Source organism: Pseudarthrobacter linnaei, assembly GCF_055412825.1.
In genome coordinates this window covers 38,310-59,135 of record NZ_JBVAYX010000001.1, presented here as the reverse complement: position 1 = coordinate 59,135, position 20,826 = coordinate 38,310, and the positions used below count along the sequence as shown (strand labels likewise).

Here is a 20,826-nt window from a genome sequence, read left to right as displayed (position 1 = left end):
CGACGCGACGTCCGAAGCCTAACCCCGGCCGGAATGGCAGCCCAGGAGGCGCGCGACCCTGCCGCGCCGGCCCTGCCGCGCCGGCCCTGGCGCGCCGGCGGGCACGGCGTCCCGGACACAGCCCTGCGCCGCGGCTCCGGCCACTAAGCTGGTGAGCAATGAAACTTGTTGATCAGCTCCCCGCCCCGGCCGCCCGAGTTCCCGGCCGGGCCGGCCTGGACCCGGACGAGCTTTACACCCGCTTTGTCGAGTGGACGGAAACCCGCGGGCTGGCCCTGTACACCGCCCAGGACGAGGCTGTTATGGAGCTTGCCGCCGGCGCCAATGTCATCCTGGCAACCCCGACCGGATCGGGGAAGTCCCTCGTCGCGATCGCGGTGCACTTCCAGGCCATGGCCCGCGGACAGCGCAGTTACTACACCGCACCGATCAAGGCCCTCGTCTCGGAGAAGTTCTTCGCCCTGTGCGAGATCTTCGGCGCCGAGAACGTGGGCATGATCACCGGCGACTCCGGCGTCAACCAGGACGCCCCGATCATCTGCTGCACGGCGGAAATCCTGGCCAACATCGCCCTCCGCGAAGGCGCCGCCGCCGAGCTCGGCGCCGTCATCATGGATGAATTCCACTTCTATTCCGACCCGCAGCGCGGCTGGGCCTGGCAGGTCCCGCTGCTGGAACTCCCCCAGGCGCAGTTCCTGCTGATGTCCGCCACGCTCGGGGACATGGGCCGCTTCGAGGCCGGCATCACCGAGCTGACCGGCCGGCCGACGACGACCGTCAGTTCGGCGGAGCGGCCGATCCCGCTGCACTACTACTACGAGCAGACGCCCGTGCACGAGACGCTCGAGGAACTCCTCGCCACGAAGCAGGTCCCCGTTTACGTGGTGCACTTCAGCCAGGTGGAGGCGATCGACCGGGCCCAGAACCTGATGAGCGTCAACGTCTGCACCCGCGAGGAGAAGGACAAAATCGCGGAACTGATCGCCGGTTTCCGCTTCGCAGCCGGTTTCGGCAAGACGCTCAACCGGCTGGTCCGGCACGGCATCGGCGTCCACCACGCCGGCATGCTGCCCAAATACCGCCGGCTCGTGGAGCAGCTCGCCCAGGCCGGGCTGCTGAAGGTCATCTGCGGTACCGACACCCTCGGCGTGGGCATCAACGTCCCCATCCGCACCGTGCTGCTCACGGCGCTGAGCAAGTACGACGGCGTCCGCACCCGGCTGCTGAATTCCCGGGAGTTCCATCAGATCGCCGGCCGCGCAGGCCGGGCCGGCTACGACACCGCCGGGACCGTCGTCGTGCAGGCCCCGGAACATGTCACGGAGAACGTCAAGGCGATGGCCAAAGCCACGGCGAAGTTCGGCGACGACCAGAAAAAGCTCCGCCAGGTGGTCAAGAAAAAGCCGCCTGAGGGCTTCGTGTCCTGGGGCGAACCGACCTACAAGCGCCTCGTGGAGTCGGTCCCTGATCCGCTGACGTCCAGTTTCAGTGTCACCCACGCAATGCTGATGAACCTGATGGAGCGGCCGGGCGATCCGTTCAAGGCCGCCCGCCGCCTGCTGACCGAAAACCATGAGCCGCGTTCATCCCAGCTGCAGCTCATGAAGAAGGCACTGGGCATCTACCGGGAGCTCCTGGCCGCCGGGGTCGTGGAGCGGATCCCGCTGCAGGAGCAGGGCGCGGACGGCCGCACGGTCCGCCTGACGGTCCACTTGCAGGCCAACTTCGCCTTGAATCAGCCGCTGTCGCCCTTCGCCCTCGCGGCGCTGGAGCTGCTGGATCCGGAGTCGCCGTCGTACGCCCTCGACGTCGTGTCCGTGATTGAGTCCACGCTGGAGAAGCCCCGGCAGATCCTGTCCGCGCAGCTGAAGAAGGCGCGCGGCGAGGCGATCGGCGCAATGAAGGCCGACGGCATCGACTACGACCAACGCATGGCCATGCTTGAGGAAGTCAGCTACCCGCAGCCGCTCGCTGAGCTCCTCGGCGAGGCGTTCGATGTGTACCGCCGGGCCGCCCCGTGGATCGGCGACTTCGAACTCGCACCCAAGTCCATCGTCCGGGACATGTACGAACGGGCGATGAACTTCGGCGAGTTCGTCCAGTTCTACGGACTGGCACGTTCCGAGGGCATTGTGCTGCGCTACCTTGCCGACGGTTTCAAGGCGCTGCGGCAGACCGTCCCGCAGGACGCCCTCCGCGAAGACCTCGAGGACCTCATTGCATGGCTCGGCGAGCTGGTCCGCCAGGTCGACTCCAGCCTGCTCGATGAGTGGGAGGAGCTGACCTCCGGCAAGGCGCCGACGCCGCACGACGCGCCACCGCCGCCGCCGCCGTCGCTGACCTCCAACGTCCGCGCCTTCCGTGTGATGGTCCGCAATGAGATGTTCCGCCGGGTGGAGCTCTTCGCGGACGAGGACGCCACCGCCCTCGGCGAACTCGACGCCGGTACCGGCTGGGACGCAGAACGGTGGGAGGACATGCTGGATGACTACTTCGACGAACACGACGACATCGGCACCGGCCCGGACGCCCGCGGCCCGGGCCTGCTGATCATCACCGAGGAGCCGGGCCGGTGGAAGGTCCGGCAGATCTTCGAGGACCCGGCCGGGAACCATGACTGGGGCATCTCCGCGGAGGTGGACCTCGCGGCATCTGACGAGACCGGAACCGCCGTCGTGCGGGTCACGGACGTGAACCGGCTCTAGCGGGTCCGCGAACCTGATCGGCACCAGCGGGCCGGATCGGCAGCAGCGGTCCGGCGCTAGTAAACTCGGGTGATGAGTGTAATCCGGCCGGCGACGGCGAACGATGTCCCCGATATCCTGCAGATGATCCATGATCTGGCCACCTACGAGAAGGAGCCGGACGCGGTCCGGAACACCCCGGAGATGCTTGCCGAAGTACTGTTCGGTGGGAACCCGCGGGTGTTCGCGGCGGTGGCCGAGAACGAGGCCGGCGAGGTCCGTGGCTTCGCCCTCTGGTTCCTGAACTACTCCACCTGGGAAGGCGTCCACGGCATCTACCTCGAGGACCTGTACGTGCGCCCCGAGGCCCGGGGCGAAGGCCACGGGAAGGCGCTCCTGCAGCATCTCGCCGCGACCGCTGTCGACCGCGGCTACGCCCGCGTCGAGTGGAGCGTCCTGGACTGGAACGAGCCCTCCATCAATTTCTACAAGAAGCTTGGGGCCAACCCGATGGAGGATTGGTCCACTTTCCGGTTGACCGGTGACGCGCTGGAAGCCTTCGGGATCGCGCACAAAGTCCGCGCCCATGGCTGACCTGCCCCGGGCTGCCCTTCCCCTGCCGGGCCTTCCCCGGCCGGGGACCGCTGCCGCCGGCCTGCTGGAGGCGGTGCCGCCGACCGTCGCGCACACCATCAAGGCGCGGCACGAGTACCGCGGGATGCGCACGGCGGAGCACTACTTCGAAGTGCCCCTGGACCACTTCGGCTCCGGCGCGCCAGCGGGCGAGACCATCACGGTCTTTGCCCGCGAGTACGTCGCCACGGACCACAGCGAGGCCGAAGCCGCCGAGCTCCCGTGGCTGCTGTACCTGCAGGGCGGCCCGGGCGGCCGCGGCAACCGCCTCCCGGCGCTGGGCGGGTGGAGCAAGGCCGCCGCCAAGGACTTCCGGATTCTGATGCTGGACCAGCGCGGCACCGGCCTGTCCGCCGCCGTCGACCGCAACACCCTGCCGCTGCGCGGGAACGACGCCGACCAGGCCGACTACCTCGCGCACTTCCGGGCAGACTCGATCGTCGCCGACGCCGAGGCCATCCGGCTGGCGCTGGGCTCCGGTCCGTGGACGATCTACGGGCAGAGCTACGGAGGCTTCTGTGCCCTTAGCTATCTCTCCTTCGCCCCCGGGGGCCTCCGGGAAGTCCTCATCACCGGCGGCCTCGCGCCCCTCGCCGGACCCGCGGACCGGGTCTACCGGGCCACCTTCGGGCGGGTGGCGGCCCGCAACGCCGAATACTTCGGCCTGTACCCCGAGGACCGCGCCGCGGTCACCCGGATCGCCCGGCACCTTCGCGACACGACGGAATACCTGCCCGACGGCGAACGGCTCACCGTGGAACGCTTCCAGATGGTGGGGTCCTTCCTGGGCGGGAACACCCGGGTGGATGCCCTGCACCACCTGCTGGAGGATGCCTTCGTCGGCACGCCCGGCGGGGATCGCCTCTCGGACGCGTTCCTTGACCAGGTCCGCGGGCTTGTGTCCCGGGCCGCCAACCCCCTGTACGCGCTGATGCACGAGTCCATCTACGGCCAGGGCGAGTCAACGGACTGGGCCGCCTGGCGGGTGCTGCAGGATTTCCCGGAGTTCTCCCCCGGGGCCCCCGAGCCGCTGCTGACCGGCGAAATGGTTTATCCCTGGCACTTCGAGCAGGATCCCGCACTCCGGCCGCTGCAGGACGTTGCCCGGCGCCTCGCCGAAAAGGACGATTGGCCCCGGCTCTACGACCCGGAGCGGCTCGCGCTCAACACCGTCCCGGTGGCCGCTGCCGTCTACACCGACGACATCTACGTCGACCGCGGACTGTCGCTCGAGACGGCCGCGGCCGTCCGGGGCCTGCAGGTCTGGGAGTCCGCTGACTTCCACCATGACGGCATCTCGGACGACGGCGAGGGCATCTTCGCCCGGCTCCTTGGCCTGACCCGGTCCGTCCGGGACTGAACCCGGGACTGAACCCAGGACTGGACCCGTGACTGGACCCGGGACTGAACCCGGGCCTGAACCCGTGACTGAACCCGTGACGGAACCCGGCGGTGCCTCCGGCGCCTAGGCCGGTGCCTGCCCGCCGCGGTCCTGGCCGGCAGCGCGGAGGGCGACGGCGAACACCACCGCGGCGACGGCGGCTGCCGCCATGTTGAGGCCCTGGTAGCCGACGCCGCTCATCACCAACCCGGAGAACCCTGCGCCCACGGCGCCGGCGACCCCCATCATGGTGTCCGAGACGCCCTGGACGAGGACTCGGTCGTCGGCGCCGACGCTCTCGGCGAGCAGCGTGGAGCCGGCGATCGTGGCCGCCGACCAGCCGAGCCCCAGCAGCACCAGGCCAACCGTCACCAGCACCGGCGCGGCCTGGCCGAAGCCTGCCACGAGCACGGAGAGCAGGATCAGGCCGTGGCCCAGCAGGATGACCGGAAGCCGCCCGGCCTTGTCGGTCAGCCAGCCCATCACCGGCGAGAGCGCGTACATCCCGGCAATGTGCAGCGAGATGGTGAACCCAATCAGGACCAGCACGTCGGTGCTGGCCGCGTGGGCGTGGCCGGCCGGCATGTCAGCCAGGGGGCCCCCGGTCAGCAGCTGCAGGTGCAGGGGCGTCATTGACATCACGGCGGCCATGCAGCCGTGCGCGGCAATGGTCGCGAGAAGTGCCAGTCCGGCCCGCGGCGAGGCCCGGATGGCGCGCATGCCGTGACGGATGCCGTGCCGCGGCCGGGTTCCGCCGGCGCCTCCGACGGAGCCGCCGGCCGCGCCCCTCGCTGTGCTCGCCGTCCCGCCGCCGGCGTGCCGTCCGTCTGCCCAAAGCCGGGCCGCGAGCAGCAGCGGATCCGGGCGCAGGCCGATGAGCAGCAGCAGCGCGGCCAGCGCGAGCCCCGCCGTCGAGAACACAAAGGGTCCGGCCAGTGCCGGAAGCCCGAGGGCCGCCCCCACGAGGGCGCCGGGACGGATCAGGTTGGGCCCAGCGACGGCGCCGATGGTCACGGCCCACACCACGATTGCCAGGGACCGGCCGCGGTGTTCCGGCGCGGCGAGGTCGACGGCGGCGAAGCGGGCCTGCAGGTTGGCGGCCGTGCCGAGCCCCAGGAGGGCCGCGGCCAGCAGCAGTACCGGGAAGCTGCCCGTCACCGTAGAGGCGATCACCAGCAGGGCCCCGGCCATGGCGGCGAGCAGACCCGTCACGAGGGAGGCCCGCCGGCCGCGCCGTCCGGCCAGCCCGGCGAGGGGCAGGGCGGCCGCCGCGGCTCCGAGGGTCATGGTGGTGGTAACCGAGCCCGCCCAGCCGTTCGAGCCGGAGAGCTGGACGGCCAGCAGCGACCCGACGGACAGGCTGGCGCCGCTGCCGACGCCGCTGAGGAGCTGGGCGCAGCTCAGCACCCAAACGGTGCGGCGCTGGACCCGTTGCGGGTCCAGCGCCGTACCGTTGACTGCTGGAGTGTCGAAAATTTTCACGGTCCGAGCCTAGCCGAACCGTAGGGCTACTCGGCGTCGACCAGGCTCTTGCGGGAGTCCTCTTCGAGCCGGGCATCGAGCTTCGACTGCGTGGCCTTGGAGCTGACCAGGCTGGCGATCACAGCGACGATAATAGTGCCGACGATCACGCCGAGCGAGATGTACGTCGGGATCTCGGGGGCCCACTCGATGTGCTGGCCGCCGTTGATGAAGGGCACTTCGTTGACGTGCATGGCGTGCAGGACCAGCTTCACACCGATGAAGGCGAGGATCACCGAGAGTGCGTGCTTGAGGTAGTTCAGGCGGGTCATCAGGCCACCCAGGAGGAAGTACAGCTGCCGCAGGCCCATCAGGGCGAAAATATTGGCCGTGAAAACGATGAACGCGCTCTGGGTCAGCCCGAAGATGGCCGGGATGGAGTCCACCGCGAAGAGCAGGTCCGTCAGGCCGATCGTGACGAAGACGATCAGCATCGGGGTGAAGACCTTCTTGCCGTCGACCACCGTGCGGAGCTTGCCGCCGTCGAACTTCTCCGACATCGGCAGGACCTTGCGGATCCGGGCGATGAGCGGGTTTTCCTTGTCCTCCTCGTCCTCACCGTCGTCCTGGGCCTGCTTCCACGCGGTCCACAGCAGGAAGACACCGAAGATGTAGAAGACCCAGCTGAACTGCTCGATCACGAGGGCACCGAGAAGGATGAAGATGCCGCGCAGGATCAGCGCGATGATGATGCCGACCATCAGGACTTCCTGCTGGTACTTACGGGGTACCGAGAAGCGGGCCATGATGATGATGAAGACAAAAAGGTTGTCGATGCTGAGGCTGTATTCCGTCATCCAGCCGGCGATGAACTGCCCGCCGTATTCCGGGCCGGTGAAGGCAAACATGGCACCGGCGAAGACCAGGGCCAAGGCAATGTAGAAGGACACCCACAGGCCGGCTTCCTTCATGGAAGGCTCGTGCGGACGTTTGAGGACCAGCAGCAGGTCGATGGCAAGGATGATGCCGAGAACGACGAAGGAACCGATCTCAAACCAAACGGGAAGTTCGGGCACGAAGGTACCTTTCGCAGGGTGAGACCGTGCGGTGTAAGTCTGTCCGACTGGCCTTAGTGTCCGGTACTAACGAATCCGGTTCTGCTTGGCTGCCCGCTACGCCCGGCACGGCATCTGTGCCGTGCGTGCTGACGATCGTAGCGATTGGGATACTCCCCTACGTCCGCGCAACATTACCCTAGGCATGCCCCGCGGACTGCATCTGGCGCAGTTCCTTCTTGAGCTCGCCCACCTCGTCGCGGAGCCGTGCGGCAAGCTCGAACTGGAGCTCCCCGGCGGCGGAGTGCATCTGTTCGGTGAGCTGCTCAATCAACCCCACCAGGTCCTCGGCCGGTGCGGCCGCGAGGCCGTCCGCGCGGATCCTCGAGGCGCCCTTGCCCTTCCCGCGGGCCTTGCCCGCGTTGGCGAGGAGTTCGCGGGTGTCGGCGTCCTCTTTGGCGATCTGGTCGGTGATGTCGGCGATCTTCTTCCGCAGCGGCTGCGGGTCGATGCCCTTTTCGGTGTTGTACGCGACCTGGATCGCGCGGCGGCGGTTGGTCTCGTCGATGGCGTGGGCCATGGAATCGGTGATCCGGTCCGCGTACATGTGCACCTGGCCGGAGACGTTGCGGGCGGCACGGCCGATGGTCTGGATCAGCGAGGTGGACGAGCGCAGGAAGCCTTCCTTGTCCGCGTCCAGGATGCTGACGAGCGACACCTCGGGCAGGTCCAGGCCTTCGCGGAGCAGGTTGATGCCCACCAGGACATCGAAGACGCCCATCCGGAGCTCGCGGAGCAGTTCCACCCGGCGCAGGGTGTCCACGTCCGAGTGCAGGTATTCCACTTTCACGCCGTGGCCCAGCAGGTAGTCGGTGAGGTCCTCGGCCATCCGTTTGGTCAGGGTGGTGACCAGGACGCGCTCGTTCTTTGCCGTGCGGGTCCTGATCTCACCGAGCAGGTCATCGATCTGGCCCTTGGTCGGCTTGACCACGATCTCGGGGTCGATCAGTCCGGTGGGCCGGATGATCTGCTGGACGTAGCCGTCAGCCTTGCCGAGTTCATACTTGCCCGGCGTCGCCGAGAGGTAGACCGTCTGGCCCACCCGGTCCTGGAACTCATCCCACTTCAGCGGCCGGTTGTCCATCGCGGAGGGCAGCCGGAAACCGTGGTCCACGAGGTTCCGCTTGCGGGACATGTCGCCCTCGTACATGGCGCCAATCTGCGGCACGGTGACGTGGGACTCGTCAATCACCAGCAGGAAGTCGTCCGGGAAGTAGTCGATCAGGCAGTGCGGCGCGGTCCCGCGGGCGCGGCCATCGATGTGACTCGAGTAATTCTCGATGCCGTTGCAGAACCCCATCTGCTGCATCATTTCCAGGTCATAGGTGGTGCGCATCCGGAGCCGCTGCGCCTCCACGAGCTTGTTCTGGCTCTCCAGGACCTGGAGCCGCTCGGCGAGTTCGTCTTCGATCCGCTTGATCGCCCGGCCCATGCGTTCCGGACCGGCCACGTAGTGCGAGGCAGGGAAAACGTACATCTCGGTCTCATCCCGGATGATCTCCCCGGTCAGCGGGTGCAGCGTATAGATGTTCTCGATCTCGTCGCCGAAGAACTCGACCCGGATCGCCAGCTCCTCGTACATCGGAATGATTTCCACCGTGTCGCCGCGGACCCGGAACGTGCCCCGGTGGAAGTCCATGTCGTTGCGGGCGTATTGCATGGAGACGAACTTGCGGAGCAGGTCGTCCCGGTTCATCTGGGCACCCTTGCGGAGCGTCACCATGCCGGCGATGTACTCCTCCGGGGTGCCCAGGCCGTAGATGCAGGACACGGTGGCCACGACGATCACGTCACGGCGGGTCAGCAGCGCGTTGGTGGCGGAGTGCCGGAGCCGTTCGACTTCCTCATTGACTGAGGAGTCCTTTTCGATGAAGGTGTCCGTCTGCGCCACGTAGGCTTCCGGCTGGTAGTAGTCGTAGTAGGACACGAAGTACTCGACGGCGTTGTTGGGAAGCAGCTCGCGGAATTCGTTGACGAGCTGCGCGGCGAGGGTCTTGTTCTGCACCATCACCAGGGTGGGCCGCTGGACCTGCTCGATCAGCCACGCCGTCGTCGCGCTCTTGCCGGTGCCGGTGGCACCGAGCAGCACCACGTCCTTCTCGCCGTTGTTGATGCGCTCGGTCAGTTCAGCGATCGCCGCCGGCTGGTCACCGGCCGGCTGGAATTCGCTGATGACCTCAAAGGGCGCCACGACACGATTGATCTGCTGCGCAAGACTCATGTATCTAATCTACCGCCGGCCCCCGACACGAGGTCCTGATTCAGCTTTGGGCGGTACGATCCGTCTCTGTCTCTGTCGCTGTCGCTGTCGCTGTCTCCGTCCCGGGGCCGGGGCCGGTGTACGACGGAGGGGACCAGCCGGTGCGCTGCACCCACGCCTGCATCCGAGGGGCCGCGTGCCCGGTGAACCAGGCTTCCTTGTCGGCGGCGTAGCGCGCGGTGGATTTGTCCACGCCGTGCAGCCTGGCTACCCGGCGCTTCTCGGCGAGGTAGTCGGTCCGGGCGGTTTCGTCGTCGCGCAGCCAGTCCCGGAAGCAGAGCGCAAAGCGCCAGCCCGGGGAGCCCACCGCGCGGACGTGCAGGTTGACCGCGCGGCCGGGGTCCGCGTTGCCGTGCACCCGTTTCGGCCAGTCCGACGGGTCCGGGTGGGAGGGCTTGGGGTTGTCGGTGAGGATGCCGGGCCAGGAGGGGAATCCGGCGTCGGCCAGCAGCGGCGCGAGCCGCTCCGCGGCGGCCATGTCCACGACGCCGAGCTGAAGGTCCAGAATGTCCTTCGCCGGGAGTCCGGGGACGGCCGTGGAACCGACATGGTCCAGGGTGAGGATGTCCCCGGCGGCGGCCGCCCGCAGACGCGCGATGAGCCGGGCGGCCTGCGCGGGCCAGACAGGGTTGGCGGGCGCCAGTACCGGCCCCCCGGTCCGCGGTGCGAGGCGGTGCCTGGCCAGGTTCACGGCAAACGGTGCCAGACGGAATTTCCAGAGCCGGTCCACCGCGTCCCGCAGCTCCTCCTTGGCGCCGGAGTTGTCCAGGACGGCGTCGGCTGCTGCCAGCCGGTCGGCCCTGGTGGCCTGGGCGGCCATCCGGGCCCGGGCGTCCGCGGCGGTCATGTGCCGGTGCTGCACCATGCGCTGCACCCGGACGTCGTCCGGGGCGTCCACCACCACGACCAGATGGAAGTTGGCGCCCTGGCCGGTCTCGACGAGGAGCGGGATGTCCTGGACGACGACGGCGCCCTTCGGAGCGGCGGCGGCCAGCGCGGCGGCGCGCTCCCTGACGAGGGGATGGATGATGGCGTTAAGTACGGCGAGGCGTTCCGGGTTGCCGAAGACGAGGGCGCCGAGCTTCGGCCTGTCCAGGCCGCCGTCGGGCGCCAGGATGGCCTTACTGAAGGCATCGGCGACCTGGGCGAGTCCCGGTGTTCCGGGTTCCACGACCTCACGGGCCAGGGCATCGGCGTCGATCACCACGGCCCCGAGTTCGCGCAGGCGTGCGGCGGCCACTGACTTCCCTGAGGCGATGCCGCCCGTCAATCCGATTTTCAGCACCCCTCCAGACTAAACTGATCCGGTGGCTGAAGATGCGGAATTCCCGGAGAGCAGGGCCACCGTTTACACCACGCTGGCGGCGGGGCGGGAGTTCCGCCACGAGATCGAAGTGAAACGCTCCCGGTTCATCACCGTGCTGCACCGCACCGAAGACGAGGAGGGCGCCCGCGCCGTCCTCGCCGGGCTGCGCAAGGAATTCCACGATGCACGGCATCACTGCTCCGCATTCGTGCTGGGTCCCGACCGCGCCGTGCAGCGCTCCAACGACGACGGCGAGCCGTCCGGCACCGCGGGCACCCCGATGCTCGACGCCTTGCTTAAACGCGAAACCGCGCCGGGTGTGACGGACCTCAGCGACGTGACCGCCGTCGTCGTCCGCTATTTCGGCGGGATCCTGCTCGGCGCCGGCGGACTTGTCCGGGCCTACTCCGAATCCGTGTCCGCTGCCCTCGACCGGGCACCGCTCGCCCAGCGCCGCCGGCTGCGGATCTGCGCGGTGACGGTCCCGCACACGGCGGCCGGCCGGCTGGAGAACGAGCTGCGCGCCGCGGGCTATGTAATGGCCGAAACCAGTTATGAAGTGCAGACTACTGTCCTGAGGCTTGCCCTGCCGGATGATCCGGCGGGTCTGGCCCGGGCGGGGGAACGTGTCGCCGCCCTGTCCGCCGGAACCGCCGAATTGCTGCCTGGAGAAACGGAGTGGATCGATGTCCCCCTCGGCTGAGCCCTCTCCTGCCGCTGTCCGGCTCGTCGACGTCACCGAGCCGGTTTTGGAGCAGCTCCTGACCGTCGCGATCCAGGACGCAGACCCGGACGAGGTGACCCCTCCCCTGGGCAGGGCCTCCGGCTGGAACTCGGAGCGGATTAGCTGGTTCCGCGAGTACCACCACGCTGCCGCAGGGCTCGACGGGCCGGCGAAGCAGAAGAGCTGGGCAATCAGCTCGGACGGGAAGCTGGCAGGATCCATCCGGCTCCAGCGGACCGGAGCGGACTCGCTGGAAACGGGTATCTGGCTGGGCCGCAGCTTCCGTGGCCACGGCATCGCACGTGAGGCCCTGCGCCTGGTGATTGGGCGGGCTGCCGCGTCCGGGGCTGCCGTCCTGGAGGCCGACACCACGGCGGGCAATGCTGCGGCGCTGGTCCTCCTGCGCTCAGCCGGGGCCGAGTTCGTGGAAGGCGAAGCCTCAGACGCCGCAGCGGTCCCGGTCAAGGCCAGGATCCCGCTGCGCTGAGGGCCCGGCTGGACATGCCCCACGGCCTGCCCTCCCAGCGGACATGTCCCACCAGATCACACGCGCTCCGCTGGACATGCCCCGCCGGACCACACGCGCTCCGCTGGACATGCCCCGCTCTCGCCGCAGCAGCTGGACATATGCCCCTTGTGCCCATTCGCGTGTCCCGTGACTGGACATGCCCGCCTCCGGTCCGCGGCCCGCGACTGGACATGCCCCGCCGCGGTCGCAGCCACTGGAAATATGCCCATTGCGCCCATTCGGGTGGCCCGCGATTGGACATGTCCTGCCGCTGGCTGCGCGGGCGGGGCTGCAACTTCACCGATGTGGCCGGCTGGATGGCTGACATTGGCCGTTCGTATCGCCCAGGGCCGGTCCATCGGTCGGTTGAGTGGCCCGAGGCCGCCGCCCGCGAGTTCGGCCCACAGGGCGTCGATGGCGTTCACGGCGTGTACCTCGGTGGAGCACTGCAGTCGAGACCCCGCGGCATCGGAATCCGACACGCCGGGCGGCCTCAGTTTGGGACCTCGGGGCATGCCTCGCGCGAGGACCCGGGGCTGGACATAATGCCACTGTGTCCACGCTGCGGAGGGAAGAGTGGGCATGCCCCTTGGGCACCCCGGAGACGCATGCCGGAGCATGCCCTGCCCGCAGGTCCGTGGCTGGACATATTGCCGACATGTCCAGGGGCCGCGGTCAGGGCTGGGCATGTCCACCTCGGAAAGGGGGCAACACTGGGCATGTCCACCTCGGAAAGGGGGCAGCACTGGGCATGCCCACCCGGACAAGCACCCGCGGGGCATGTCCTTAACGAAAGGTGGCCGCCCCCGCAGGGACGGCCACCTTCACGGTGCTGCTTCAAGCTACCTACTGCCACGCCTCAGGGAGCGGACTCCCTGAAGAGCAGAGGCAATTAGTTGCCGGTCAGCTTCTCGCGCAGTGCTGCAAGAGCCTCGTCGGAAGCGAGCGTGCCGCCACCGGTGTTGGTCTCGGCTGCAGCCGGCTCGGAGGAGTAGCTGGTGGTGCCGGAGTCGCTCTCACCGGACGTTGCAGCTGCAGCGTCGTCGGCAGCGTGCTGGGCAACCTGCTTCTTGTGGGCTTCCCAGCGGGTCTGGGCGTCAGCGTACTGCTGCTCCCAGGCGGCGCGCTGCGTCTCGTAGCCTTCAAGCCACTCGTTGGACTCCGGATCGAAGCCCTCCGGGTACTTGTAGTTGCCCTCTTCGTCGTACTCAGCGGCCATGCCGTAGAGAGCCGGATCGAATTCGGTGGACTCGGCGTCGACGCCCTCGTTGGCCTGCTTGAGGGACAGCGAGATGCGGCGGCGTTCGAGGTCGATGTCGATGACCTTGACGAACAGCTCGTCACCAACGGAGACAACCTGCTCGGCCAGCTCAACGTGGCGCACGGCGAGCTCGGAGATGTGGACCAGGCCTTCGATGCCGTCTTCAACGCGAACGAACGCGCCGAACGGAACCAGCTTGGTGACCTTACCCGGCACAACCTGCCCGAGGGCGTGGGTGCGGGCGAAGGTCTGCCACGGATCTTCCTGCGTAGCCTTGAGCGACAGGGAAACGCGCTCGCGGTCCAGGTCGACCTCGAGAACTTCGACGGTGACTTCCTGGCCGACTTCGACAACCTCGGACGGGTGGTCGATGTGCTTCCAGGACAGCTCGGAAACGTGAACCAGGCCGTCTACGCCGCCCAGGTCCACGAAGGCACCGAAGTTGACGATGGAGGAAACGACGCCGGGACGAACCTGGCCCTTTTCCAGCTTGTTGAGGAACGTGGAGCGGACCTCGGACTGGGTCTGCTCGAGCCAGGCACGGCGGGACAGCACAACGTTGTTGCGGTTCTTGTCCAGCTCGATGATTTTGGCTTCGATCTTCTGACCGATGTACGGAGCAAGGTCGCGCACACGGCGCATCTCGACGAGGGATGCGGGCAGGAAGCCGCGCAGACCGATGTCGAGGATAAGACCACCCTTGACAACCTCGATGACGGTACCGGTGACGACACCGTCTTCTTCCTTGACCTTCTCGATGTCGCCCCAGGCACGCTCGTACTGAGCGCGCTTCTTGGAGAGGATCAGGCGGCCTTCTTTGTCTTCCTTGGTGAGCACCAGGGCTTCGACGAGATCGCCAACGGAGACGACGTCTCCGGGATCAACGTCGTGCTTGATGGACAGCTCGCGGGAGGGAATGACACCTTCGGTCTTGTAACCGATGTCGAGCAGGACTTCGTCGCGGTCGACCTTGACGACGGTACCTTCGACGAGGTCTCCGTCGTTGAAGTACTTGATGGTGGCGTCGACTGCTGCGAGGAAGTCCTCAGCGGTACCGATGTCGTTAATGGCGACTACGGGTGTACCGGGCTTCTCGGTGGAGGTGATGGTCATGTAGTAGGGGCTCCGTTGTGGATAGTTAGTCGGTCAGGCAAACCGCTGCGCCCGCGTCGGCGACACGGGCACAGAACACGGCATATCGCCGGGTCATCCTGATTTATGGATTGTAGATGCGCGCACGTAGTACACGCCCGTTTAGTGTAGTCGTTTACGGGAACGCCGGTCAAAGCGCAACGGGGCGGCCGGGATCCGCCTAGAAGTGCGTCAGGCAGTGCGGTGCGCGCTCGACGGCGAACATGAGTCTCGCCGTCAGCGCCGCCCCGGGCGCGTGCTCGGTGATCCGCCCGGCGGCGGCCAGGGTCACCGGGCAGACGGCGCCAAGATAGATGGATCCGAGTTCCGCGACGTCGAGGGTCAGCTCCGGACCGGCGCCGTCCGGGGCCGCCGCGACGCTTGCTTCCCCGGCACTCACGGTCAGGGTGAACACGCCGGCCGCGAATCCCAGGGTGTCGGTGACGCGCAGCACCAGGCTGCCATCGGAGGAGTAACGCCGCGCGCCCAGGGCCTTGACCGTGTCCAGAATCCGGAGCCAGAGCATGTCGCCGTTTTCGCTGGACTCGATGCAGCGCGGGTCCTCCAGGGCCCACGCCAGCGGATCGTCCACGGGCGCCTCTGCCCAGGTGACCCGGTCGATGAGGTCAAGGCTGCCGAGGAACTGCCACAGCTCCAGGTAGCCGGGCTCGGTGGCCGCCACGAGGTCGATGACTTCCATGGCGGGAGGCTTGGTGTCCCACCCGGAGAACTTGTAGGCGACATAGCCGTCCACGGCGCCGTCGGCGTCGTAGTGCAGGGCGCACCTGATGGATTCGTCCTCCGCGCCGTCCTGGCCGAGCGTGCCCGAGCTCCGCTGCCGGTAGGCGTCCTGCCGCACGAGGGAGCCCGGTGTGGCCCGGTGGACGCGTTCGAACACGACCGGTGCCAGTTCCAGCAGGACCTTCCGGTCGGCGATCTCCACTGAACCAGTCGGGGTGTGCCGCAGCCGGAACCGCGGTCCGGTGTTGACCTTGATGCTGCGCTCAAACGTTGCGACGCCGAAGCCGAACCGGCCGTAGATGGAGGCCTCCGATGCCGTCAGGGCTGCCATCGCCAGGCCGTCGGCCCGCGACGCGGCGAGGTCCTCGGTCATCATCCGGCGCAGGAGTCCCTGCCGGCGGTGGGTTCCGCGGACGGTCACGGCGGTGATCAGCTGCGCCTCAAGCTGCCGGCCGTAGCCGACGTTCAGGTGCTTGCGCAGGGTGCCGAAGGTTGCCACCGGAACATCGGCCGCCAGGGAGTGCGCGGCGACGGTGCCGGCCTGGTAGACCCCGGTCATCTCCCGGTTGTCCGTCCGGTACATGGCCATGACCTTGTCGACGAACTCGTCCTTGTGCCGCTCGTCGTAGAACCCGACGCCGACGCCGCGCAGCCAGGCGACTCCCAGCGCGTAGTCCGGTTCGCCCTTTTCGGCCGAGCGGAACCTCCGGATTTCGTATTTTTCTGCCACGTGTTGCTCCCCCTGAAAATGTTGCGGTGCCGGCAACCCCCGGAGGGGACCCCGGCGCCGGGCTGGCTGGATGACTAGTGCCCGGCCTCGTACCAGCTGGATCCGACACCGATCTGGACGTCGAGCGGAACGGTCAGCCTGGCGGCCGAGCCCATCTGCTCGGTCACGAGCTTCTCCACGGCCTCACGCTCTCCATGGGCCACTTCGAGGACCAGTTCATCATGGACCTGCAACAGCATCCGGGATTTCAGGCCCTGGCCGGCCAGGGCCCCGGAGACGCCCAGCATGGCCCGTTTGATGATGTCCGCGGCTGAGCCCTGGATGGGCGAGTTCAACGCGACCCGTTCGGCGATTTCACGGAGCTGGCGGTCGGTGCTGGTCAGGTCCGGCAGGTACCGGCGCCGGCCCTCGATGGTGGCGGTGTAGCCGTCGATCCGGGCCTGCTCCACCACGCCGCGGAGGTAGTCGCGGACGGCACCGAAACGCTCGAAGTACTCCTTCATGAGGGTCCTGGCCTCATCGACGGAGATCTCCAGCTGCTTGGACAGCCCGAAGGACGTCAGCCCGTAGGCCAGGCCGTACGACATCGCCTTGACCTTGGACCGCATCGCACTGGTGACCTCAGCGGGGGGCACATGGAAGATGTGCGAGCCGACGTAACGGTGCAGGTCCTCACCCTCCTGGTATGCCTGGATCAGTCCGGGATCGCCGGAAAGGTGGGCCATAATGCGCATTTCGATCTGCGAGTAGTCCGCGGAAAGGAGGCACTCGTAGCCCTCGCTCACCACGAAGATACTGCGCACCCGGCGGCCTTCCTCGCTGCGGATGGGGATGTTCTGCAGGTTCGGGTTGTTTGAGGAGATACGCCCGGTCGCGGCCACGTTCTGGGCATAGCTAGTGTGGATCCGGCCATCCTCGGCGACGGACTTCTTCAGCGATTCGATCATCTGCCGCAGCTTGGCGGATTCCCGGTGCGCCATGAGCTGGACCAGGAACTCGTGGCCGGTTTTTTCCAGCAGGTTTTTCAGCGACGCGGCGTCGGTGGTGTAGCCGGACTTGATCTTCTTGGTCGTGGGCAGCCCCAGTTCCTCGAACAACACGGTCTGCAGCTGCTTGGGCGAACCGAGGTTGACCTCGTGCCCGATCGCGGCGAACGCGAGCTCCTGGGCGTTGTCGATCACCTTGGCCAGGTCCGCGAGCTGTTCGTTCATCCGGTCCATGGACACGCCGATGCCCTCGAGTTCCATCTGGGCGAGGACCCGGCTGACCGGCAGTTCCAGGCTCGTGAGCAGTTCCTGGGCCTTGCGGACCTTCAGTTCCGTTTCGAAGTGGTGGCTCAGGGCGTGCACGACGGCGGCCCGCTGGACGAGCGCGCCGGCGGCGGCGTCGTCGTCCTCTCCCCCGAGGGCGAGTTCCAGCTGCCCGGTCTTGGCGGCCTCCGTGGAGACCGTCATCTTCAGGTGGTGCTGCGCGAGCTCGGCGAGTTCGTAGCTGCGGCGGTCCGGCTGGATCAGGTAGCCGGAAATCGACGTGTCGTCGACAACGCCGTCCAGGCCGAGGCCGCGGGCGGTGAAGGCCTTCAATGCGGACTTGAAGCCGTGCGTGACCTTGGCCGCCTCGGGGTCCTGCAGCCAGCCGGCGAGCACCGACTCGGCCGCCGCGTCCAGCGCCGTGAGGTCGATGTAGGCCGCCGCGTCCTCGCGGAGTACGGCGATGGCGGGGGCGTCGTCGACGATGCGGCCGGGGACGAAGTCGACGGCCAGGGCCGAACGGTGGCCCTTTCCGGCGTCGAAGAAGGCCTTGAGCTCCGCCGCGTCGCTGAGCGTGGAGAATTCCGGGACCTCAATGCTGTCCTGCCCGGCATCCTCGGCGTCGGCAGCGTAGAGCGCGAACAGCCTGGGACGGAGCGTCTTGAACTCCAGCCGGTCAAAGATCTCTTCGATCGCGTCATTGTCCGGGCGCGGCTCCTCCAGCTCCTTGAGCGAGACGGGCAGTTCCAGGTCGGTCAGGAGCCGGTTCAGCCGGCGGTTCCGCTTGACGGAGTCGATGTGCTCACGGAGCGCACCGCCGACCTTGCCGCCGATCGAGTCCAGGTTCTCCAGGATGCCCTCGAGTCCGCCGTACTGGTTGATCCACTTCGCGGCGGTCTTGGGTCCGACGCCGGGGACGCCGGGAAGGTTGTCCGCCGACTCACCGACGAGCGCGGCGAGATCCGAATACTGCGGGGGTGTGACGAAGTATTTGGTCTCGATGGCCTCGGCGTCCATCCGCGGGATGTTGCTCACGCCCGTCTTCGGATAGAGGACGAAGACGTTGTCCGTGATGAGCTGGAAGGTGTCGCGGTCCCCGGAGACGAGGAGCACCTCATAGCCTGCGGCGTCGCCCTGGGCTGCCAGCGTGGCGAGAATGTCGTCCGCCTCGTAGCCGGGCATTTTGATGGTTTTGATGCCCCACGCGGTCATGACCTTTTCGATGAGGTCGATCTGTCCGCTGAACTCGCGTGGCGTCTCGTTCCGCCCGGCCTTGTAGCCGTCGTATTCAGCTTTGCGGAACGTGGTGTCGTCGGAGACGTCGAAGGCGACGGCGACGTGCGTGGGCTTCTGTTCCTTGATCAGGTTGATCAGCATCGACGTGAACCCGTGGACCGCGTTAGTGTGCTGGCCCGTCGACGTGGCGAAGTTTTCGGCCGGCAGGGCGTAGAAGGCCCGGAAGGCCATGGAGTGGCCGTCGAGGACCAACAGGCGGGGCTGGTCTGTGATCGGCACGACCGGCGCCTCGGTGGCGGAGACCTCCGCGGCGGTGCGGCGGGTCTTCCTGGCAGGCTCGGCGACGAGCACGGACGCGGTGCCGGCGGCGGGAGCCGGGTCTGTTGCGGTGTCTGCAGAAAAAGGGGAAGGGGCCGGTTTGGTAGTTTCGCTCACAGGTGCCAGCCTAGTTCCCATGAAGGACAATTTCACGCCGGGCCCGTTCGCGGCCGAACTGGCGGCTGCCGGGATTCCCGAGGAAATGCACGACTGGCTGGGGCAATACGGCGTGGGTGCCCTGGTCGTGAAGATGGGGATCCAATTCCTGGAGATGAGTCCGGAGCGCACGGTCGCCACCATGCCGGTGGAAGGCAACACCCAGGTGGCCGGGATCCTGCACGGCGGCGCCCATGTGGTCCTGGCCGAGACTTTGGGTTCGTTCGCTGCCGGAATGCACGCCGGGCCGAAGCGGCAGGCACTGGGGATTGAGGTCGGGGCGACCCATCACCGGGCCATCACCACGGGGACCGTGACCGGCACGTGCACGGCGATCCATCTGGGCCGCACCCTGACCACCCACGAGATCGTCATGACGGACGAGCAGGGCCGGCGGCTGTCCACGGCGCGGATCACCAACCTGATCCGCGACACTTCCGAATAGGCACCGCCCGCGTGGCCACCGCCCGGGCGGGGGCTACGCCGGGGCGGGCCCGAACCGGTACCGCAACTCGACGATTCCCCGCCCCATGGTGTGCGAGGACAGCAACTCCAGCGGCGCCGTCGGGCCCGTCATGGGCAGCACCGCCTTGCCGCTGCCAAGGACCACGGGAATGATCGAGATGATGATTTCGTCGAGCGCCCCGGCGTCCGCGAACTGGGCCGCCAGGACCCCTCCCCCGACGACCCAGACGTTCCGGCCCCCCGCTGCGGCCCTGAGGTCCTCTACGAATTCGGCCACGGGGCCGCGGACAAAGGTCACGTCCGCCCCCTTGGGGGCGGAGAGCTCGTGGTGGGTGAACACCCAGCACGGCGTGGCGGGATACGGCCAGTTGCCTGGTTCATGTTTCCTCAGCCAGGCGTAGGTGTCGCCCCCCATAACGATGCAGCCGACGTCGGCCATGAACGCGTCGTAGCTGTCCTTGCCGCCGGCGAACCCGTCGAACTGGAGCAGCCAGTCCAGCTGGTCATCGGAAGTGGCGATGAACCCGTCCAGCGAAGACGCGACGAAATACTGGAATCCAGACATGGCCCCAGCCTAGCCAATCCCGGCCGGGCTGCCCATCCTCCGGGTCCCTGCGGTGCCGTGCGCCGCTCCGGTGCGCGGCCCGGAAGCCCGGGGCTACTTGCTGAAGTTGGGAATGATCAGGTAGAGCCCGGGTCTGCGCACCCGGGCCCGCCGCCGTCAGCCCTGATGGTCATCGGGTTTTCTGCCCGCGCCGATCATTGCGGCGATCTTCTCCTCAAGCGCGGCTAGCGTCGCGGCCGGCAGAACAATCAGCCCGTCCAGTTCGCGCCGCGCACGCTTGTACGCGGTCTGCCGCTCCGCCGGTGTCGCGGCAGCGTCCGAAGCGATCCGCAGCAGTTTGCGGGCCGTGGCGAGGCGGTCCCGCTCCGGCCCGGTGAAGTTGCTGTCCTTGATCCGCCGGGCTTCCCGCTCGGCGACGTCGAAGGCCAGCTCGAAACCGTGGACGGCCTCGCGGTACTCCCCCAGCTGCGCCGCCGTCGTGATGTCCTCCGGCGCTCCCGGCCGCAGGCTGTCGGCCGCCCGCTTGGCCCGCAGGAACGCCACGGTCAAGGGTTCGCGCACATCGGTCATGACCGGGAAGTCGATGAGTTTCCCCACGTCAAGCTCGTAGTCGAGCCAGCGGCCGTTGACGGCGTCGTGGCTGTCCATGAGCTTCCGGACCTGGGTCCGGCTGGCCTGTTCCAGTTCGGCTGCCTGGTTCCGGAGCTTATAGAGTTCCACCTTGCGCCGGTGCCGTCGTTCGCTGGCTTTGGACCAGGAGCGGGCCCAGCCGCCGAACAGTCCGCTCAGGGGAAAGATGAGCCACCAGAAGTGACCGACAAAATCCAAGATGGGTTCCACGGCATCATCCTCGCATCCGTCCCCGACAGGCTCAAGGGTCGCGCAGCAGGACAGCCCCCTC

Annotated in this window: 15 protein-coding genes; 6 read left to right on the top strand and 9 right to left on the bottom strand. The window is 67.6% G+C overall.

What is annotated here, in order from left to right:
• Positions 1-158: 158 nt before the first annotated feature.
• The 3 genes from ACZYZ3_RS00245 (at position 159) to ACZYZ3_RS00235 (ending at position 4,677) form a co-directional block, all read left to right on the top strand.
• Positions 159-2,705 carry a DEAD/DEAH box helicase gene (locus ACZYZ3_RS00245; protein ID WP_463961871.1) on the top strand — a complete coding sequence of 849 codons (2,547 nt, stop codon included), beginning with the start codon at positions 159-161 and terminating at the stop codon, positions 2,703-2,705.
• Positions 2,706-2,777: 72 nt separating this feature from the next.
• Positions 2,778-3,278, top strand: a complete 501-nt coding sequence (locus tag ACZYZ3_RS00240) for a GNAT family N-acetyltransferase (RefSeq protein ID WP_463961870.1) — start codon at positions 2,778-2,780, stop codon at positions 3,276-3,278.
• 124 nt (positions 3,279-3,402) lie between these two features.
• Complete coding sequence (locus ACZYZ3_RS00235) at positions 3,403-4,677, top strand: alpha/beta fold hydrolase (protein ID WP_463962164.1); 1,275 nt, start codon at positions 3,403-3,405, stop codon at positions 4,675-4,677.
• 105 nt (positions 4,678-4,782) lie between these two features.
• Here ACZYZ3_RS00235 and ACZYZ3_RS00230 read toward each other — a convergent pair whose 3' ends face one another.
• The 4 genes from ACZYZ3_RS00230 to coaE all read right to left on the bottom strand — a co-directional run bounded on the left by ACZYZ3_RS00230 (position 4,783) and on the right by coaE (position 10,819).
• A complete protein-coding gene (locus ACZYZ3_RS00230; protein WP_463961869.1) occupies positions 4,783-6,180 on the bottom strand; it encodes an MFS transporter in 1,398 nt (465 codons plus the stop codon).
• Positions 6,181-6,206: 26 nt separating this feature from the next.
• Positions 6,207-7,235 (bottom strand): TerC family protein, encoded by a 1,029-nt coding sequence (locus ACZYZ3_RS00225; protein ID WP_463961868.1) that lies wholly within the window; start codon positions 7,233-7,235, stop codon positions 6,207-6,209.
• A 178-nt stretch (positions 7,236-7,413) separates the two neighbouring features.
• Positions 7,414-9,495: an excinuclease ABC subunit UvrB gene (uvrB, locus tag ACZYZ3_RS00220; RefSeq protein WP_463961867.1), complete on the bottom strand. Its 2,082-nt coding sequence runs from the start codon at positions 9,493-9,495 to the stop codon at positions 7,414-7,416.
• 40 nt (positions 9,496-9,535) lie between these two features.
• The gene (coaE, locus tag ACZYZ3_RS00215) at positions 9,536-10,819 is read right to left on the bottom strand and encodes a dephospho-CoA kinase (RefSeq protein WP_463961866.1); all 1,284 of its coding nucleotides are present in this window, start codon (positions 10,817-10,819) and stop codon (positions 9,536-9,538) included.
• A 22-nt stretch (positions 10,820-10,841) separates the two neighbouring features.
• Between coaE and ACZYZ3_RS00210 the strand changes: the two genes are divergently transcribed.
• Together ACZYZ3_RS00210 and ACZYZ3_RS00205 are read left to right on the top strand one after the other, a co-directional pair.
• Positions 10,842-11,543, top strand: coding sequence for an IMPACT family protein (locus tag ACZYZ3_RS00210; RefSeq protein WP_463961865.1), 702 nt, complete (start codon positions 10,842-10,844; stop codon positions 11,541-11,543).
• Complete coding sequence (locus ACZYZ3_RS00205) at positions 11,527-12,051, top strand: GNAT family N-acetyltransferase (protein WP_463961864.1); 525 nt, start codon at positions 11,527-11,529, stop codon at positions 12,049-12,051. Before ACZYZ3_RS00210 ends, ACZYZ3_RS00205 begins: the two co-directional genes overlap by 17 nt.
• Positions 12,052-12,964: 913 nt before the next feature.
• Here ACZYZ3_RS00205 and rpsA read toward each other — a convergent pair.
• From rpsA to polA, 3 genes are all read right to left on the bottom strand, one after another.
• Entirely contained in the window at positions 12,965-14,446 is a 1,482-nt protein-coding gene (gene rpsA / locus ACZYZ3_RS00200) for a 30S ribosomal protein S1 (protein ID WP_282379167.1), read from the bottom strand.
• A 199-nt stretch (positions 14,447-14,645) separates the two neighbouring features.
• The gene (locus ACZYZ3_RS00195) at positions 14,646-15,935 is read right to left on the bottom strand and encodes a GNAT family N-acetyltransferase (protein WP_463961863.1); all 1,290 of its coding nucleotides are present in this window, start codon (positions 15,933-15,935) and stop codon (positions 14,646-14,648) included.
• Positions 15,936-16,009: 74 nt separating this feature from the next.
• Entirely contained in the window at positions 16,010-18,652 is a 2,643-nt protein-coding gene (gene polA, locus ACZYZ3_RS00190; protein ID WP_463962163.1) for a DNA polymerase I, read from the bottom strand.
• 223 nt (positions 18,653-18,875) lie between these two features.
• Here polA and ACZYZ3_RS00185 point away from each other — a divergent pair, with 223 nt between their 5' ends.
• Positions 18,876-19,340 carry a hotdog fold thioesterase gene (locus tag ACZYZ3_RS00185; protein ID WP_463961862.1) on the top strand — a complete coding sequence of 155 codons (465 nt, stop codon included), beginning with the start codon at positions 18,876-18,878 and terminating at the stop codon, positions 19,338-19,340.
• Positions 19,341-19,373: 33 nt separating this feature from the next.
• Here ACZYZ3_RS00185 and ACZYZ3_RS00180 read toward each other — a convergent pair whose 3' ends face one another.
• Both ACZYZ3_RS00180 and ACZYZ3_RS00175 read right to left on the bottom strand, forming a co-directional pair.
• The gene (locus ACZYZ3_RS00180; protein ID WP_463961861.1) at positions 19,374-19,925 is read right to left on the bottom strand and encodes a dihydrofolate reductase family protein; all 552 of its coding nucleotides are present in this window, start codon (positions 19,923-19,925) and stop codon (positions 19,374-19,376) included.
• A gap of 156 nt (positions 19,926-20,081) precedes the next feature.
• On the bottom strand, positions 20,082-20,765 hold the full coding sequence (locus ACZYZ3_RS00175) for a hypothetical protein (RefSeq protein ID WP_463961860.1): 684 nt from the start codon (positions 20,763-20,765) through the stop codon (positions 20,082-20,084).
• Between the last annotated feature and the right edge of the window lie 61 nt (positions 20,766-20,826).

Excerpts from the sequence above, each read along its gene's own strand:
- ACZYZ3_RS00245 (WP_463961871.1), top strand. The coding sequence starts at position 159 with ATGAAACTTGTTGATCAGCTCCCCGCCCCGGCCGCCCGAGTTCCCGGC.
- ACZYZ3_RS00240 (WP_463961870.1), top strand. The coding sequence starts at position 2,778 with ATGAGTGTAATCCGGCCGGCGACGGCGAACGATGTCCCCGATATCCTG.
- ACZYZ3_RS00235 (WP_463962164.1), top strand. The coding sequence starts at position 3,403 with ATGCGCACGGCGGAGCACTACTTCGAAGTGCCCCTGGACCACTTCGGC.
- uvrB (WP_463961867.1), bottom strand. The coding sequence starts at position 9,495 with ATGAGTCTTGCGCAGCAGATCAATCGTGTCGTGGCGCCCTTTGAGGTC.
- ACZYZ3_RS00205 (WP_463961864.1), top strand. The coding sequence starts at position 11,527 with ATGTCCCCCTCGGCTGAGCCCTCTCCTGCCGCTGTCCGGCTCGTCGAC.
- rpsA (WP_282379167.1), bottom strand. The coding sequence starts at position 14,446 with ATGACCATCACCTCCACCGAGAAGCCCGGTACACCCGTAGTCGCCATT.
- polA (WP_463962163.1), bottom strand. The coding sequence starts at position 18,652 with ATGGCCTTCCGGGCCTTCTACGCCCTGCCGGCCGAAAACTTCGCCACG.
- ACZYZ3_RS00185 (WP_463961862.1), top strand. The coding sequence starts at position 18,876 with ATGAAGGACAATTTCACGCCGGGCCCGTTCGCGGCCGAACTGGCGGCT.
- ACZYZ3_RS00180 (WP_463961861.1), bottom strand. The coding sequence starts at position 19,925 with ATGTCTGGATTCCAGTATTTCGTCGCGTCTTCGCTGGACGGGTTCATC.